At 65.0% G+C, this 13,951-nt stretch carries 12 protein-coding genes and 1 pseudogene; 5 read left to right on the plus strand and 8 right to left on the minus strand.

The window, feature by feature from the left end; all coding sequences use genetic code 11:
- Genes ACVWZ4_RS22305 through ACVWZ4_RS22320 form a run of 4 tightly spaced genes read right to left on the minus strand, consistent with a single transcriptional unit; the run spans position 1 to position 4,329 of the window.
- Complete coding sequence (locus ACVWZ4_RS22305; RefSeq protein WP_456704860.1) at positions 1-993, minus strand: ABC transporter permease; 993 nt, start codon at positions 991-993, stop codon at positions 1-3.
- A complete protein-coding gene (locus tag ACVWZ4_RS22310) occupies positions 990-1,976 on the minus strand; it encodes an ABC transporter permease (RefSeq protein ID WP_456741210.1) in 987 nt (328 codons plus the stop codon). The genes ACVWZ4_RS22305 and ACVWZ4_RS22310 overlap by 4 nt, the downstream gene beginning before the upstream one ends.
- The gene (locus tag ACVWZ4_RS22315) at positions 1,973-3,514 is read right to left on the minus strand and encodes a sugar ABC transporter ATP-binding protein (RefSeq protein ID WP_456704858.1); all 1,542 of its coding nucleotides are present in this window, start codon (positions 3,512-3,514) and stop codon (positions 1,973-1,975) included. The genes ACVWZ4_RS22310 and ACVWZ4_RS22315 overlap by 4 nt, the downstream gene beginning before the upstream one ends.
- Positions 3,515-3,516: 2 nt before the next feature.
- On the minus strand, positions 3,517-4,329 hold the full coding sequence (locus ACVWZ4_RS22320) for a DeoR/GlpR family DNA-binding transcription regulator (protein ID WP_456704857.1): 813 nt from the start codon (positions 4,327-4,329) through the stop codon (positions 3,517-3,519).
- A gap of 182 nt (positions 4,330-4,511) precedes the next feature.
- Between ACVWZ4_RS22320 and ACVWZ4_RS22325 the strand changes: the two genes are divergently transcribed.
- On the plus strand, positions 4,512-6,608 hold the full coding sequence (locus ACVWZ4_RS22325; protein WP_456790334.1) for a bifunctional rhamnulose-1-phosphate aldolase/short-chain dehydrogenase: 2,097 nt from the start codon (positions 4,512-4,514) through the stop codon (positions 6,606-6,608).
- A pseudogene (gene rhaI / locus ACVWZ4_RS22330) lies at positions 6,605-7,904 on the plus strand (L-rhamnose catabolism isomerase). The gene ACVWZ4_RS22325 and the pseudogene rhaI overlap by 4 nt, the downstream one beginning before the upstream one ends.
- Positions 7,905-7,924: 20 nt before the next feature.
- On the opposite strand, the gene ACVWZ4_RS22335 reads toward rhaI, so the two are convergent.
- Together ACVWZ4_RS22335 and ACVWZ4_RS22340 are read right to left on the minus strand one after the other, a co-directional pair.
- Positions 7,925-8,485: an MFS transporter gene (locus tag ACVWZ4_RS22335; protein ID WP_456741212.1), complete on the minus strand. Its 561-nt coding sequence runs from the start codon at positions 8,483-8,485 to the stop codon at positions 7,925-7,927.
- Between the two features lie 10 nt (positions 8,486-8,495).
- Complete coding sequence (locus tag ACVWZ4_RS22340; protein ID WP_456741213.1) at positions 8,496-8,678, minus strand: hypothetical protein; 183 nt, start codon at positions 8,676-8,678, stop codon at positions 8,496-8,498.
- 166 nt (positions 8,679-8,844) lie between these two features.
- Between ACVWZ4_RS22340 and ACVWZ4_RS22345 the strand changes: the two genes are divergently transcribed.
- Both ACVWZ4_RS22345 and ACVWZ4_RS22350 read left to right on the plus strand, forming a co-directional pair.
- The gene (locus ACVWZ4_RS22345) at positions 8,845-9,153 is read left to right on the plus strand and encodes a hypothetical protein (protein WP_456704852.1); all 309 of its coding nucleotides are present in this window, start codon (positions 8,845-8,847) and stop codon (positions 9,151-9,153) included.
- A 20-nt stretch (positions 9,154-9,173) separates the two neighbouring features.
- Positions 9,174-10,064, plus strand: a complete 891-nt coding sequence (locus ACVWZ4_RS22350) for an RNA polymerase sigma factor (protein ID WP_456741214.1) — start codon at positions 9,174-9,176, stop codon at positions 10,062-10,064.
- A gap of 49 nt (positions 10,065-10,113) precedes the next feature.
- On the opposite strand, the gene ACVWZ4_RS22355 is transcribed toward ACVWZ4_RS22350, so the two are convergent.
- Together ACVWZ4_RS22355 and iolG are read right to left on the minus strand one after the other, a co-directional pair.
- Complete coding sequence (locus tag ACVWZ4_RS22355; RefSeq protein ID WP_456741215.1) at positions 10,114-10,896, minus strand: inositol monophosphatase family protein; 783 nt, start codon at positions 10,894-10,896, stop codon at positions 10,114-10,116.
- A gap of 2 nt (positions 10,897-10,898) precedes the next feature.
- On the minus strand, positions 10,899-11,891 hold the full coding sequence (gene iolG / locus ACVWZ4_RS22360) for an inositol 2-dehydrogenase (protein WP_456704849.1): 993 nt from the start codon (positions 11,889-11,891) through the stop codon (positions 10,899-10,901).
- 212 nt (positions 11,892-12,103) lie between these two features.
- Here iolG and iolD point away from each other — a divergent pair, with 212 nt between their 5' ends.
- The gene (gene iolD / locus ACVWZ4_RS22365) at positions 12,104-13,945 is read left to right on the plus strand and encodes a 3D-(3,5/4)-trihydroxycyclohexane-1,2-dione acylhydrolase (decyclizing) (RefSeq protein WP_456704848.1); all 1,842 of its coding nucleotides are present in this window, start codon (positions 12,104-12,106) and stop codon (positions 13,943-13,945) included.
- Positions 13,946-13,951 lie beyond the last annotated feature (6 nt).

A 13,951-nucleotide genomic window follows, 5' to 3' on the forward strand; every position in this document is an offset into this window, starting at 1 on the left:
TCAAACGCCGTCGCGGCGCCGCTGGAGCGAACTCGCCACAAGAGTTGAAAGGATGAGCACCGCCCCGATCACCACGATCGTCGCGTCGCCCTTGACGCCGGTCAGGGCCAGCCCGTTTTTCAAGAGCTGGATCATCGCCAGGCCGACCAGCGTGCCCCATATCGTGCCGACGCCTCCGAAGATGCTGGTGCCGCCGAGCACCACGGCCGCAATCACGTCGAGCTCATAGCCAATCCCCATGTCCGAGCGGGTCGTGGTCACGCGCGAGACGAGAACGCAGGCCGAGAGGCCGGCCATGAGGCCCGACAGCGTGTAGATGATCAGCTTTGCGCGATCGACCGGCAAACCGGAAAAGCGCGCGGCGGTCTCGTTGTTGCCCATCGCATAGAGCGTCCGGCCGAAGGTCGTGCGGTCGAGAACGATTGCCGACACCACGATCGCGATCAGCAAGAGCCAGAGTTGCGCCGGCACGCCGAAGAGGTTTTCCTGCCCGACGAAGTAGAACCATTCCGGATAGCCGCGCACCGAACGCGCCTGGCTGATTCCCTCGGCGAGGCCGCGATAAAGTGCGAGCGTCGCGATTGTCATGATCAGCGGCGGGACTTTCACCCTGGTGATGACGATGCCGTTGAGAAAGCCCGCCGCGGCACCGACCAGCAGCGAGAAGCAGATCGCCAGCGGCAGCGGAAAGCCGAAACTCTTCCAGGAATAGCCCAGCAGGATCGCGCAGAGTCCGACAATCGAGCCGACCGAGAGATCGATGCCGCCGGTAATGATGATGAAGGTCATCGGCAGCGCGATCAGCCCGACCTCCGTCGTCAGCCTGCCTTGATTGAGCAGATTGTCGATCGTGAGGAAGCGGCTGTTCAAGCTCCCGAGCACGATCAACGCAACGAGCAGGATCACCGCGAGCATGGTCTCGTGACGCAGCAGCCACCAGGGCATGATGCGCTTTGCGGTCTGGGGAAGAGGAATTTCGCTCATCGCGCTCATGCTCCGGCCATGCGCCGGCGCCGCAGAATGTCGGCGATCACGGTCACGAGGATGAGCACGCCCTGGACCGCGCGGATCCAGTAGGGCGAGACGTCGATGAAGACCAGCGCGCTGGCGATCTCGGCGATGAGTACGGCGGCAAGGGTCGAGCCGACCACCGTGCCGACGCCGCCGAGGATGCTGACGCCTCCGACCACAGAGGCGGTAATGATCGTCAGCTCGAGATTGGGCGGCACGGTCGACTGGATGACGCGCAGCTGCGTCGCGTAGAGCAGGGCGGCCGCCCCTGCGAACAGGCCGTGCAGCGCGAAGACCATGACGATCGTGCGCGGCTGCGAAATGCCGCAGAGCCGCGCCGCTTCGGCGTTGCCGCCGACCGCGTGGATCGCGCGTCCCGAGGCCGAATAACGCATCCACAACGCTGCCAGGATCGTCGCCAGGATCATGAGAAAAACCGGAAACGGCAGCATACCCAGGATCTCGACGTCGGCGAGATGGAAGTCGTCGGGCAGGTCGGTGATCCATTTGCCGCCGGTCACGCTGATCAGGCCGCCTTTGAGGATCGACAGCATGCCCAGCGTGACCACGATCGCCGGAATGCGCAGATAGGCGATGATGACGCCCTGCAAGGCCATCACGAGAACGCCCGCGACAAGCGCTGCCGACCAGGCGACCGCGATGGGTGCGCCGTTGACGGCCAGGGTGCCGCTGATCGTCGCCAGGACGCCGATCAGCGCGCCGACGGAAATATCGATGTTGCCGGAAATGATCACCATCGACATGCCGACCGCGGCGACGGCGATATAGGCGTTGCCGAGCAGCACGTCGGACAGATTGCGCGCCGCCAGGAAGCGCGGATTGTAAAGTCCGACCGCGATGGCGAGCCCGATCACCGCGATCGCGAGCAAAGCCTCCTGCGAGGCAAACGCCTTCAGCCATCGTCGCGGATCCGCTTCGGTACCGGTCAACGTCACCGTCGTCATGCCGCTTTCTCCGCGTTGTCATGACTGCCCATCATCGCCGCGCCGATCGACTCCTGGGTTGCTTCTTCGCGCGAGAATTCCGCAACGATACGACCCTCGCGCATCACGAGAACGCGGTCACTCATGCCGAGCACCTCCGGCAGCTCGCTCGATATCATCAGGATGGCGAGCCCCTGCGCCGCAAGCTCGCCCATCAGCCGATGGATCTCCGCCTTGGCGCCCACGTCGATGCCGCGCGTCGGCTCGTCGAGGATCAACAGCTTCGGCCCATTGGCGAGCCATTTGCCGAGCACGATCTTCTGTTGATTGCCGCCGGAGAGCTTGCCCGCGATCTGCTCGAGCGAGCTGGCCTTGACCGCAAAGCGCCGGACGCCGTCGCCGGCCAGCTTGCGCTCGGCGCCGCGATCGATGAAGCCGCCGAATGCGACTTTGCCAAGCGCGGCGAGGCTGAAGTTCTCGCGGACCGTCATCGGCCGCACCAGGCCCTGCGTGCCGCGATCCTCGGGAACGTAGGCGACGCCCAGGGACCGCGCCTGGGCCGGCGAGCGAATGTCGACTTGTCGCCCGGCGATCCGGATTTCGCCACTCTCGGCCGGTGTGACGCCGAAGATGGTTTGCGCCAGCTCGCTGCGGCCGGAGCCGACGAGGCCGGAAAGGCCGACGATCTCGCCCGCGCGCACCGTGAGCGAGATGGTCTTCGTCAGCGGCCGTCGTTCGAGGTCCTTCACCTCCAGCACCGGCTTGCCGATCGGCGCCGTGATCTTCGGAAACAGGCTTTCGATCCTGCGGCCAACCATCAATTGCACGAGCTCGGTCGCGTCCGTCTCGGTGACGTGCTTGGTGGCGACATGGGCGCCGTCGCGCAGCACCGTGACACGATCGGCGATCGCGAAAATCTCGTCGAGCCGATGACTGATATAGATCACGGCGACCCCGCGGGCCTTCAGCTTGCGCACGATGTCGAATAGCCGTGTCACGTCGTACTCGGTCAGGGCTGCGGTCGGCTCGTCCATGATCAGGATGCGGGCATCCTGCGACAGCGCGCGCAGGATTTCGACGCGCTGGCGATTGCCGATGCTGAGCGAGCCGACGATGCGCTCCGCCTCCAGGTCATGAATCTCGAGCGACGCGAGCAACGCTTTTGTCCGTTCCCGCATGGCACGCCAGTCGAGCCGGCCGAGGCCGGCGCGTGGCGCATGGCCCATGAATATGTTCTCGGCAACCGTGAGCTCCGGAAACAGCAGCAGCTCCTGATAGATCGTGGCGATGCCGGCGCGCCTTGCATCGTCCGGCCGCGCGAGATCGACCGGCCTGCCGTCGACGACAACCTCGCCGCGATCGGGCGGGAATACGCCGGAGACGATCTTGATCAGCGTCGACTTGCCGGCGCCGTTCTCGCCGAGCAAGGCGTGGACTTCGCCTCTGGCGGCGTCGAAGGAGACGCCGGACAGCGCCCGAACGCCCGGAAAGGACTTTTCGATCGCGCGCACCGTCAGAAGCGGGGCGCCGGGAGTTGCACTGCGCGGGTCCGTTGTCATGGTCACGCCGCCGCATTGGTTTGAGTGCCTGCGTCGACGACCAGGACCCGGACACCTTGCGCGCGCAGCATGTCGAGTGCGTCGTCAGGTGCATCGGTATCCGTGATCATCGTATCGATACGCGAGAGCGGGCAGACGACGAGGCTGCCACGCGAAACGAATTTCGAGGAATCGGCGAGCACGATCAGCTTGTCGGCGCGCTTCAGCAGCTTCGTTTCGGCACGGGCGAGCAGGGGGTCGCCTTCGATGACACCGAGCGGCCCGATCGAGATCGCACTCATGAACATCCGCGTCGCCGAATAGTGCTGGATCGCGTCCTCTTCAAAAGGAGAAACGATCATGCCCTGCTCACGATAGACCTCGCCGCCCGGCAAGGCGACGCGGCATTTCGACGTGTGGATCAGCGCGTCGGCGAGCAGATAGGAATTGGTCAACACCTTCAGGCGCCGCTCGCGCAAATATTCGCCCATCTGGTACGTGGTCGTGCCGCCATTGATGATGATCGTCTCGCCGTCGGCGCAGAGGGCGACGGCCGCTTTGGCAATGGCGCGCTTGGCGCCGATATTGAGGGTCTGGCTGACGTCGAAGGAGCGGGTGGCAAGCGAGACGACATCGCCCGGCATGCTGGCGGTTTCCGGCAGGGCTTCGAGTCCGCCATGCACCCTGATCGCGACGCCTTGCTCGGCGAGCCTGGCGAAATCGCGCCGTATCGAGGCCTCGGAGACGCCGGTTGCGCGACAAGCGTCCGCGATGCGTACCAATGGCCGCTCCCGCAAGAGTGCCTTGATGACCTGCCAGCGTTCCCGCTCGTGCACGTCGCCCTCCCTTTTGCCCGTAAATAGGTCACGCTCTTTGCCAGCGGTCAACTGCAAACCGTCAAATTCGCTCAATATCGCGCTGCGTCAATCATATCGCGTCGCAGCGTTGACTGTCTTTGATTGACCTTGATTGAATCCGTGGCCTAATCTGGCCAGAGATCAACACAGGGAGGATGCTCATGAGCGAGGTCGCGGCCAAGCCCCTGCCAAACCTATGGGACGACGCGCTCGCCGCCGGGCTCGATGAGGCAGGTCAATTGCTTTACCGCTCGAACCTGCTCGGGGCCGATCTGCGCATCACCAATTTCGGCGGCGGCAACACCTCGGCCAAGATCGAGATGAAAGATCCGCTGACGCGCGAGAACGTGCGCGTGCTCTGGGTCAAGGGCTCGGGCGGCGACATCGGCTCGATGAAGCGCGACGGCTTTTCGACGCTGTATCTCGACAAGCTCGAGAGCCTGAAAGGCCTCTATCGCGGCCTCGCTCATGAGGACGAGATGGTCGCCATGTTCAATCACTGCACCTTCGATCTCAATCCGCGCGCGACGTCGATCGATACGCCCTTGCACGCCTTCGTGCCGCACCGGCATGTCGATCACGTTCATGCCGACGCGGTCATTGCCATTGCCGCCTCTGAAGACGCCGAGCGTCTGACCCGCGAGGTATTCGGCGGCAAGCTCGGGTTCCTGCCGTGGCAGCGGCCCGGCTTTGATCTCGGCCTGAAGCTCGGCGCGATGGCCGCGCGCCATCCCGACTATGTCGGCGTCGTGCTTGGCGGGCACGGTCTCTTCACCTGGGCCGAGACGTCGAAATCCTGCTACGAGATGACCTTGCGCGTGATTCAGCAGGCCGCCGATTGGCTTGCCGCGCATGAAAGGAAGCCGGCGTTCGGCGGCGCCAAGGTCGAAGCGGCCTCGCCGGAGAAACGCCGCGCGGTCGCGGCCAGGCTGATGCCGCTGATCCGCGGCAAGATCTCCGCAGACGAGCGCAAGATCGGCCATTTCACCGACGCCCCTGAGGTCCTGGAGTTCGTCAACTCCAGCGCGTTGGCGAAGCTGGCGCCGCTGGGCACCTCCTGTCCCGATCACTTTCTTCGCACCAAGATCCGTCCGCTGCTGCTGCCTTACGATCCCGCCCGCGACAATCTCGACCAGGTGATCGCCGGCCTCGACGACGTTCTCGCCGCATACCGCCGCGATTACGCCGCCTATTACGAGCGCTGCAAGCATCCTGACTTTCCGGCCATGCGCGATCCCAACGCGGTCGTGTATCTCGTTCCGGGAATCGGCATGTTCACCTTTGCCAAGGACAAGGCGACCGCCCGCGTTGCGGCCGAGTTCTACGTCAACGCCATCAACGTCATGCGCGGCGCCTCGGGCGTAAGCGCCTATGTGGGTCTCGCCGAGCAGGAGGCCTTCAATATCGAATACTGGCTGTTGGAAGAGGCCAAGCTCCAGCGCATGCCCAAGCCGAAATCGCTCGCCGGGCGGATCGCCTATGTGACCGGAGGCGCCGGCGGCATCGGTGGGGCGACGGCGCAGCGGTTGCTCGGCGAGGGCGCTTGCCTCGTCATTGCCGATATCGACGAGCAGGCATTGAGTGAGCGCGTCGCGGCGATCACGAAGCGCCATGGCCGGGACGCGGCGATTGGCGTGAAGCTCGATGTGACCGACGAGGCGGCGGTGATCGCCTCGTTCGAAGAGACTGCGCGCGCCTTTGGCGGCGTCGACATCGTCGTTTCGAATGCCGGGATTGCCTCGGCATCGCCGGTCGAGGACACGAGTCTTGGGCTCTGGCAGAAGAACATGGACATCCTCGCCACAGGCTATTTCCTCGTCTCGCGCGAGGCGTTCCGGCTGATGCAGCGTCAGGATATCGGCGGTGCCATCATCTTCGTCGCCTCGAAAAACGGCCTGGCGGCTTCGGCCGGCGCTTCGGCCTATTGCGCCGCCAAGGCGTCGGAGATCCATCTCGCCCGCTGCCTTGCGCTGGAAGGTGCGGTGCATGGCATCCGCGTCAACACGGTCAATCCGGACGCGGTGCTGCGCGGCTCGAAGATCTGGGAAGGCGAGTGGCGCCAGCAACGTGCGGCATCCAACAAGGTTGCGGAAGACCAGCTCGAGGAGGTCTACCGCCAGCGCTCGATGCTGAAACTGTCGGTTTTCCCCGAGGACATTGCCGAGGGCATCTACTTCTTCGCGTCCGACCTTTCGGCCAAATCGACCGGCAACATTCTCAATGTCGACGCCGGCAATGCCCAGGCCTTTACGCGATGAGCACGCCATTCTCGATCAGCGCGGATTTCATCGCCGAGCACAACGCGCCGCTGCAAGACGCGACCACTGAAGATTACGACGCCCTGAAGCGCGCACTCGGGCGGCGCGGGATCGACGCCGACGCGCTGCTGCAGAAGGTCATGGCGTTCGGCGTCGCCATTCCGACCTGGGGTGTCGGCACGGGAGGGACGCGGTTCGCGCGATTTCCAGGACCGGGGGAGCCGCGCAATGTCGTCGAGAAGATCGACGACTGCGCCGTGATCCAGCAGATGGCGCGGGCAACCCCGACGATCTCGCCACATATTCCGTGGGACAAGGTCGACGACTATGCCGCCTTGCGCGAACAGGCCGCGAGTCACGGCCTTTCCTTCGACGCGGTCAACTCCAACACATTTCAGGATCAGCCGGGGCAAGAGTTCTCGTACAAGTTCGGTTCGCTTTCGCACCACCGATGCGCGTGTTCGCGCGCAGGGCATCGCCCACAATGTCGAATGCATCGAGATCGGCCGCAAGCTCGGCTCGAAGGCGTTGACGGTCTGGATCGCCGACGGCGCGAACTTTGCCGGTCAATCGAATCTGACCAGGGCGCTCGACCGCTATATCGGCGCGATGCGTGAGATCGTCGCGGCGCTGCCCGCCGACTGGCGGGTGTTCCTCGAGCACAAGCTGTACGAGCCGGCGTTCTACTCGACCGTGATCTCGGATTGGGGCACGAGTTTCGCGGTCGCGCAGGAACTCGGTCCCAAGGCGCATTGTCTCGTCGATCTCGGCCATCATGCGCCGAACGTGAATATCGAGCAGATCGTCGCCCGGCTCGTTCGCTTCGGGAAGCTCGCGGGCTTCCATTTCAACGACTCGAAATATGGCGACGACGATCTCGACAGCGGCTCGGTCGAGCCGTTCCGGCTGTTTCTGGTCTTCAACGAGCTCATCGATGCCGAGCGCCGCAAGGCGGAAGGCTTCGCGCCGGCCTATATGATCGACCAGTCGCATAACGTGACCGATCCGATCGAAAGCCTGATGCAATCGGCGATCGAGTTGCAGCGCGCCTATGCACAGGCTCTGATCGTCGATCGCGCGGCGCTCGAAGCAGCGCAGGAGGCCAACGACGCGCTGGGCGCGCATCTCGAGTTGAAGCGCGCCTTTACGACCGACGTCTCGCCGTTGCTCGCCGTTGCCCGCATGCGCGCCGGCGGCGCGATCGCGCCGATTGCGGCCTACCGCCGGTCCGGTTACAGGGCGCAAAAGGCCAAGGAGCGTCCCGTGGTTGGAGGGACTTCGGCGGGCATTGTCTAGACGACGGCCCGGACACCGTCTCATGCATCCTGCGGCGCGGCTGCTCTGGCCAGGCGTCGCCGTGCCGGCAGGAAAGGACCTGCGAGCGCGCCGGCCAGCGAGAGCATTGCGGCGAGGCTCATCGCAGCGGCGAATCCGCTCGCGAAATGCGTGGCCGAATCGATCGCACCGTTGGCCGAGAACTTCGCCACCAGCGCGGCGATACCGAACATGCCGCCCAGGAACCGGCCCATGTTGAAGAGGCCGGACGCCTTGCCCATTTCGGCAACCGCGACGGAACTCAGGATGGCGTTCTGCGCTGCCGGCATCGCCATCGATACGCCAACGCCTGATAACACCAGCGGCGCGACCAGGGCGGAGTAGGGCACCGCGGGGCTCACGATCTCCGCGATCCAGCCAAGGCCGACCGCCTGCATCAGCAATCCGGTCACCACGAGCGGCCGCTCGCCGAATCTGTTGACGACCGCGCCTGCGACCGGGGCGGTGACGAACAGCGTCGCGGTCCAGGGCAGCACGCGAAGACCGGCGCCGAAGGCGTCGAAGCCCAGCGTCGCCTGCAGGAACTGCGGCAGCAGGAACAAGACGCCACGATCAGCGCGGGCGCATTGCCCGCCAGGGCGTCCATTGCAGCGTCTCGACCGGGCTGGCGAATTCGGAGCGGATGGCCGCCAATGCCGTCGTCATGATCATGGCGTCCAGCGCCGTCATGAAGGGTGCCAGCGCGGTGACGCCAAGCACCCGGTTCTGCTCGGCGCGAATGGTCGGGGTCTGCATCGCCCTCTCTCCGTGTGTCGCGCCACCGGTCGCAGCGCGTTCTGCGGGCGAGACGAGGTCGGAGGCGCAAAGGATGCGCCCGGAAATAATTTCTAGCAGGGCGAATCCTTCGGCGGCCGGCCAACGTCCTAGGGGCTGACGCGGTCATTCAGCCAAGGAGCACGCGATGAGAAGGACCTTGATCAGATACAAGACCAAGCCTGAGCTGGCGGACAGGAACGCCGAACTGGTTGCGGCAGTGTTTGCGGAATTGAAGGCGGCCAGTCCGGACGGGACACGCTATCTGACGCTGCGGCTGGAGGACGACACCTTCATCCATTTCGTCGAGACCTCCGCCGAGGATGGCTCGAGCCCGATCCCGAAACTTAGGGCCTTTCAGGCATTCCAGGACGGCATCCGCGACCGCTGCGCCGAGCCGCCGCTGGTTCGTGATGTGAAAGTCGTCGGCAACTACCGTATGCTGGACGAGTCCTGAACAGGCGAGGCGGAGGACCAATGGCGCCAGAGCTACTGGCTGGCATCGACATCGAGGACCTGCTGGCACGGATGCGGCCGCGGCTGCATCGCTACTGCGCGCGCATGGTCGGCTCGGTCGTCGATGGCGAGGATGTGTTGCAGGACGCGCTGATCAAGGCGATGGAAGCGCTGCAATCGGTCGCGCCCGTCGTCAATCCGGAGGGGTGGCTATTCCGTATCGCACACAACACCGCACTGGATTTCCTGCGCCGCCGCAACCGGCAGGAGGCGCTGCATTCGGCTGAGGAGGTGGAGATGGTTGCCGATCAGCTCGATGACGTTGAAAGCCGCCAGATCGCCGCGACCAGCCTGCGAACCTTCATGCGGCTGCCGGTGGCGCAGCGCTCCAGCGTGATCCTGATGGACGTCCTCGGCTGCTCGCTTGCGGAGGTCTGCGACATCATGGATTTCAGTCTGCCGGCGGTGAAGGCCGCGCTGCATCGCGGGCGTACGCAGCTGCGTGAGTTGGCCGAGGAGCCGGACGACGCGCCGCAGTCGGGCCTGTCGGAAGCCGATCGCACCAGGCTCAACAGCTATGTCGGCCATTTCAATGCCCGCAACTTCGAAGCCATCCGCGCCATGATCGCAGACGACGTCAGGCTCGATCTGGTCAACCGCAAGAAGATGAACGGCAAGACCGAGGTGTCGAACTATTTCGGCAATTACGCCAGGGTCAGCGACTGGCGCCTGGTGACGGGACAGGTGGAGGGACGTCCGGCGATCCTGGTCTTCGATCCGAACGAGCCGAACGGACGGCCGAAATATTTCATGCTGCTGAACTGGTCCGCCGACAAACTCGCCACCATCAGGGATTTTCGTCACGCGGCGTATGTGATCGATGGTGCAGAATGCGCAGTGGACAGAGGGTGAGTGGATCCGGCAAAGGTCACGCAATGACTGTTGTTCGGCGGAATGGCTGCTAGGCAATCCCGGTGATGTCGCTGAGCTGCGACGCTAGCGACGGCGTGCAGCACAGGATCGCATTGCCCTTGCTGATACCGTCGCCCGCGAAGAAATCGTTCACAAAGCCGCCGGCCTCGGCAACGATCACAATGCCGGCGGCGACGTCCCAGGCATTGATGTGCGGCTCGGCATAAGCGTCGGTGCGCCCGTTCGCGACATTGCAGAGACCCAGCGTGCCCGAGCCCGAACGCTTGATCGAGCAGCCGGAGGCATTAGCGCGGCCGATCACCTCGAGATAGCGCTGCGACGGTGTACGGGCCGACCAGCCCAGCTCGATAGAAGCGCGTCGGATGTCATCGGCACCGGAGACGGCAATCTTCTGTCCGTTCAGCGTCGCGCCCTGGCCGCGCTGTGCGACATAGAGCTCGTCGAGCGCCGGCGCGGCGACAATTCCGATCGTCGGCTTGTAGTCAAGCAGGAAGCCTACTGAGATGCACCAGTTGCGATCGCCACGGGCGAAGTTCGCGGTGCCGTCGATCGGATCGATGATCCAGACCGCATCGCTGGCATCGCCGCCGCCTTCCTCGCCGATCACCGTATCGCCGGGAAAAAGTGCAGCCAGCCGCGCACGCAGGAAGTCCTCCACCGCGCCGTCGGCCACGGTGAGCCAATCCTGCGCCCCCTTCATCGTGACGCCGAGACTTTCCTTGCGGCTGAAATAGTCGAGTGCAATGCGCCCCGCCTCGGCGACGAGGCCCTGGACCGCGTAGCGGCGCAGCAGCAGTTCGGCCGGAATCATCGTCAGGCGGCCTTGATGGCGACGGGGCGGCCGGTGCGCGCCGACTCGGTCGCCGCGTCGGCGAGCATCTGGGCGCGCAGCCCATCGCGACCAGTCGGAGAGGGCGCGGCCTTGCCAGCGCAGGCATCGATGAAGGCCGCGAGCTCGGCGCGATAAGCGGCGGCATAGCGTTCGAGGAAGAAGTTCTGCACCGGATCGGCGCGAAAGCCCTGGCCGGTTGCGATTTCGACGGTCGTCTCGTGGATGTTGCCGGCTCTCAGCATTCCCTTCGAGCCATGCACCTCGATGCGCTGGTCGTAGCCGTAAGTGGCGCGGCGCGAATTCGAGATCTGCGCGATCCGTCCGCTCGCCGTCTTCATCAGCACGGCGGCGGTATCGACGTCGCCGGCTTCGCCGATGGCCTTGTCCACCAGCGCCGAGCCGAGCGCGAAGACCTCGACCGGCTCCTCGGCGAGCAGGAAGCGCGCCATGTCGAAATCATGGATCATCATGTCGCGGAACAGACCGCCCGAGCGCTTCACATAGTCGACCGGCGGCGGTCCGGGATCGCGCGAGATGACGCTGACGATCTCGATTTCGCCAGCCTCGCCGCTGCGCAGCCGTTTCTCCAGCGCAGCGAAGTTCGGATCGAAGCGGCGGTTGAAGCCGATCATCAGAGGCTTGCCTGATGTCTCGACCGTCGCCAGGCAACGGCGAATGCGGTCCGAATCGAGATCGACCGGCTTTTCGCAGAACACCGCCTTGCCGCCCGAGACGGCAGCTTCGATCAGGTCGGCATGCGTGTCGGTCGGCGTACAGATCAGGATGGCGTCGATGCCGGAATCGTTCAGGATCGCATCCGCATCGGCCGCTTTCGCACCTGTAGCCTGCGCCAGCGAGGACGCAGCCTCGCGCGAGGCGTCGGCCACCGCGACGAGCCGTGCATCGGCGCGCGCCGCGACATTGAGGCCGTGAATACGCCCGATTCTGCCGGCGCCGAGAAGTCCAAACCGCATTGGCATATTTTCTTCGTCTTGCTTGACTATTCGGATAAGCATTCCATTCTCTGCGCCGCCTAGTCAAGGTCGGACGCGTGCCCTTCTCGATGCCATCAGCCGCATCACGGCATCGAGCCAGATCGGACGACGACAAGGCGCAGTCGGCCGATGATGGAACATTTCGGCCGGCGGATGCGGGCCGAAACGGCGCGGTTGAGTGGGAGCGAGTGATGGCGACGATCAGGCTGACCATGGCGCAGGCGCTCGTTGCCGCGATGGCGGCGCAGAGGACGGTGATCGACGGGCGGGATCAACCACTTTTCGCCGGTGTTTGGGCGATCTTCGGGCATGGCAATGTCGCGGGTCTCGGCGAAGCGCTGTATGCCGTTCGCGATCGTCTGCCAACCTTGCGCGCGCATAATGAGCAGGCGATGGCGCATGCCGCGATCGCTTTCGCCAAGGCCTCGCGGCGCCGGCGCATGATGGCGGTGACGAGCTCGATCGGCCCCGGCGCGACCAATATGGTGACGGCGGCAGCCGTTGCTCACGTCAATCGCCTGCCGGTGTTGCTGCTGCCGGGCGATGTCTTCGCCGGACGCCGCCCCGATCCGGTGCTGCAGCAGATCGAGGATTTCGGCGACGGCACCGTCTCGGCCAATGATTGCTTCCGGCCTGTCTCGCGCTATTTCGACCGCATCACCAGGCCCGAGCAGATCATGCCCGCCTTCGAGCGCGCGATGCAGGTTCTTGACGATCCGGCCGAATGCGGACCCGTGACGCTCGCGCTCTGCCAGGACGTGCAGACGGAAGCCTTCGACTATCCCGACTGGTTCTTCGCCGAGCGCGTCTGGCAGCCGCGCCGGGCGCGGGCCGACGAGAAGCAGCTGGCGCAGGCCGCAGCCCTGCTCAAGGCAGCGAAGCGCCCGCTCATCATTGCCGGCGGCGGGGTCCTTTATAGCGAGGCGGAAGGTGACCTTGCCGCCTTCTGCACGGCGCACGGCATCCCGGTTGCGGAAACGCAAGCCGGCAAGAGTGCGCTGCCTCACGACCACAAGCTCAATCTCGGCGCGGTCGGCGTCACCGGCACCGGCGCGGCCAACGATGCGGCGCGGCGAGCCGATCTCGTGCTCGCGATCGGCACGCGCTTGCAGGATTTCACCACCGGCTCACGCTCGCTCTTTGCCGATCCCGCGTGCCGGATCGTCGGCCTCAATACGCAGGCCTTTGATGCCGGCAAGCATCGTGCGCAGCCACTCGTCGGCGATGCCAAGGTCGGCTTGGCCGAACTCGGCGCCGCGCTTCAGGGCTGGGCGGCCCCTGCCAGCTGGACCGAGCAGGCAAGGACCGGCCGCACGGCGTGGCTGGAAACGGCTGCGCGCTACACCGCTGCCGGCAACGAAACCTTGCCGAGCGATGCTCAGGTCATCGGCGCGGTTCAGCGCCGCAGCCAGCCAAGCGATGTCGTGCTTTGCGCAGCCGGTGGCTTGCCCGGCGAGTTGCACAAGCTCTGGCAGCCGGGTGCGCCCGGCGGCTACCACATGGAATACGGCTATTCCTGCATGGGCTACGAGATCGCCGGCGGGCTGGGCGTCAAGCTCGCCGATCCTACGCGCGAAGTCGTCGTGATGGTCGGCGACGGCTCCTATCTGATGATGAATTCCGAGATCGCCACGTCGGTGATGTCAGGTGCGAAACTCATCATCGTCGTGCTCGATAACCGCGGCTTCGGCTGCATCAACCGGCTCCAGAAGGCGACCGGCGGCGCACCTTTCAACAACCTGCTCCGCGACGCTCGCCACGAGACCCTGCCTGAGATCGACTTCGCAGCCCACGCCGCCGCGATGGGGGCGATCGCGCGCAAGGTCGCTGGCATCGCCGAGCTGGAAGCGGCGTTCGACGAGGCTCGGCGCCACGATCGAACCAGCGTCATCGTGATCGACACCGACCCGCTGCCCTCGACCGATGCCGGCGGCCATTGGTGGGATGTGGCGGTGCCGGAGGTCTCGGAGCGCACCGAGGTCGAGGCCGCGAGGCGCGGCTATGTCGAGGCGCTCGTGCGCCGCAAATATTAATCAAGC

The organism is Bradyrhizobium sp. USDA 4472, from assembly GCF_054058595.1.

What these genes read in the sequence shown, in the direction of transcription:
- iolG (WP_456704849.1), bottom strand. Translation starts at nt 11,891, where the DNA reads ATGCGGTTTGGACTTCTCGGCGCCGGCAGAATCGGGCGTATTCACGGC.
- ACVWZ4_RS22305 (WP_456704860.1), bottom strand. Translation starts at nt 993, where the DNA reads ATGAGCGCGATGAGCGAAATTCCTCTTCCCCAGACCGCAAAGCGCATC.
- ACVWZ4_RS22350 (WP_456741214.1), top strand. Translation starts at nt 9,174, where the DNA reads ATGGCGCCAGAGCTACTGGCTGGCATCGACATCGAGGACCTGCTGGCA.
- ACVWZ4_RS22355 (WP_456741215.1), bottom strand. Translation starts at nt 10,896, where the DNA reads ATGATTCCGGCCGAACTGCTGCTGCGCCGCTACGCGGTCCAGGGCCTC.
- ACVWZ4_RS22340 (WP_456741213.1), bottom strand. Translation starts at nt 8,678, where the DNA reads ATGCAGACCCCGACCATTCGCGCCGAGCAGAACCGGGTGCTTGGCGTC.
- ACVWZ4_RS22310 (WP_456741210.1), bottom strand. Translation starts at nt 1,976, where the DNA reads ATGACGACGGTGACGTTGACCGGTACCGAAGCGGATCCGCGACGATGG.
- ACVWZ4_RS22345 (WP_456704852.1), top strand. Translation starts at nt 8,845, where the DNA reads ATGAGAAGGACCTTGATCAGATACAAGACCAAGCCTGAGCTGGCGGAC.
- iolD (WP_456704848.1), top strand. Translation starts at nt 12,104, where the DNA reads ATGGCGACGATCAGGCTGACCATGGCGCAGGCGCTCGTTGCCGCGATG.
- ACVWZ4_RS22325 (WP_456790334.1), top strand. Translation starts at nt 4,512, where the DNA reads ATGAGCGAGGTCGCGGCCAAGCCCCTGCCAAACCTATGGGACGACGCG.
- ACVWZ4_RS22315 (WP_456704858.1), bottom strand. Translation starts at nt 3,514, where the DNA reads ATGACAACGGACCCGCGCAGTGCAACTCCCGGCGCCCCGCTTCTGACG.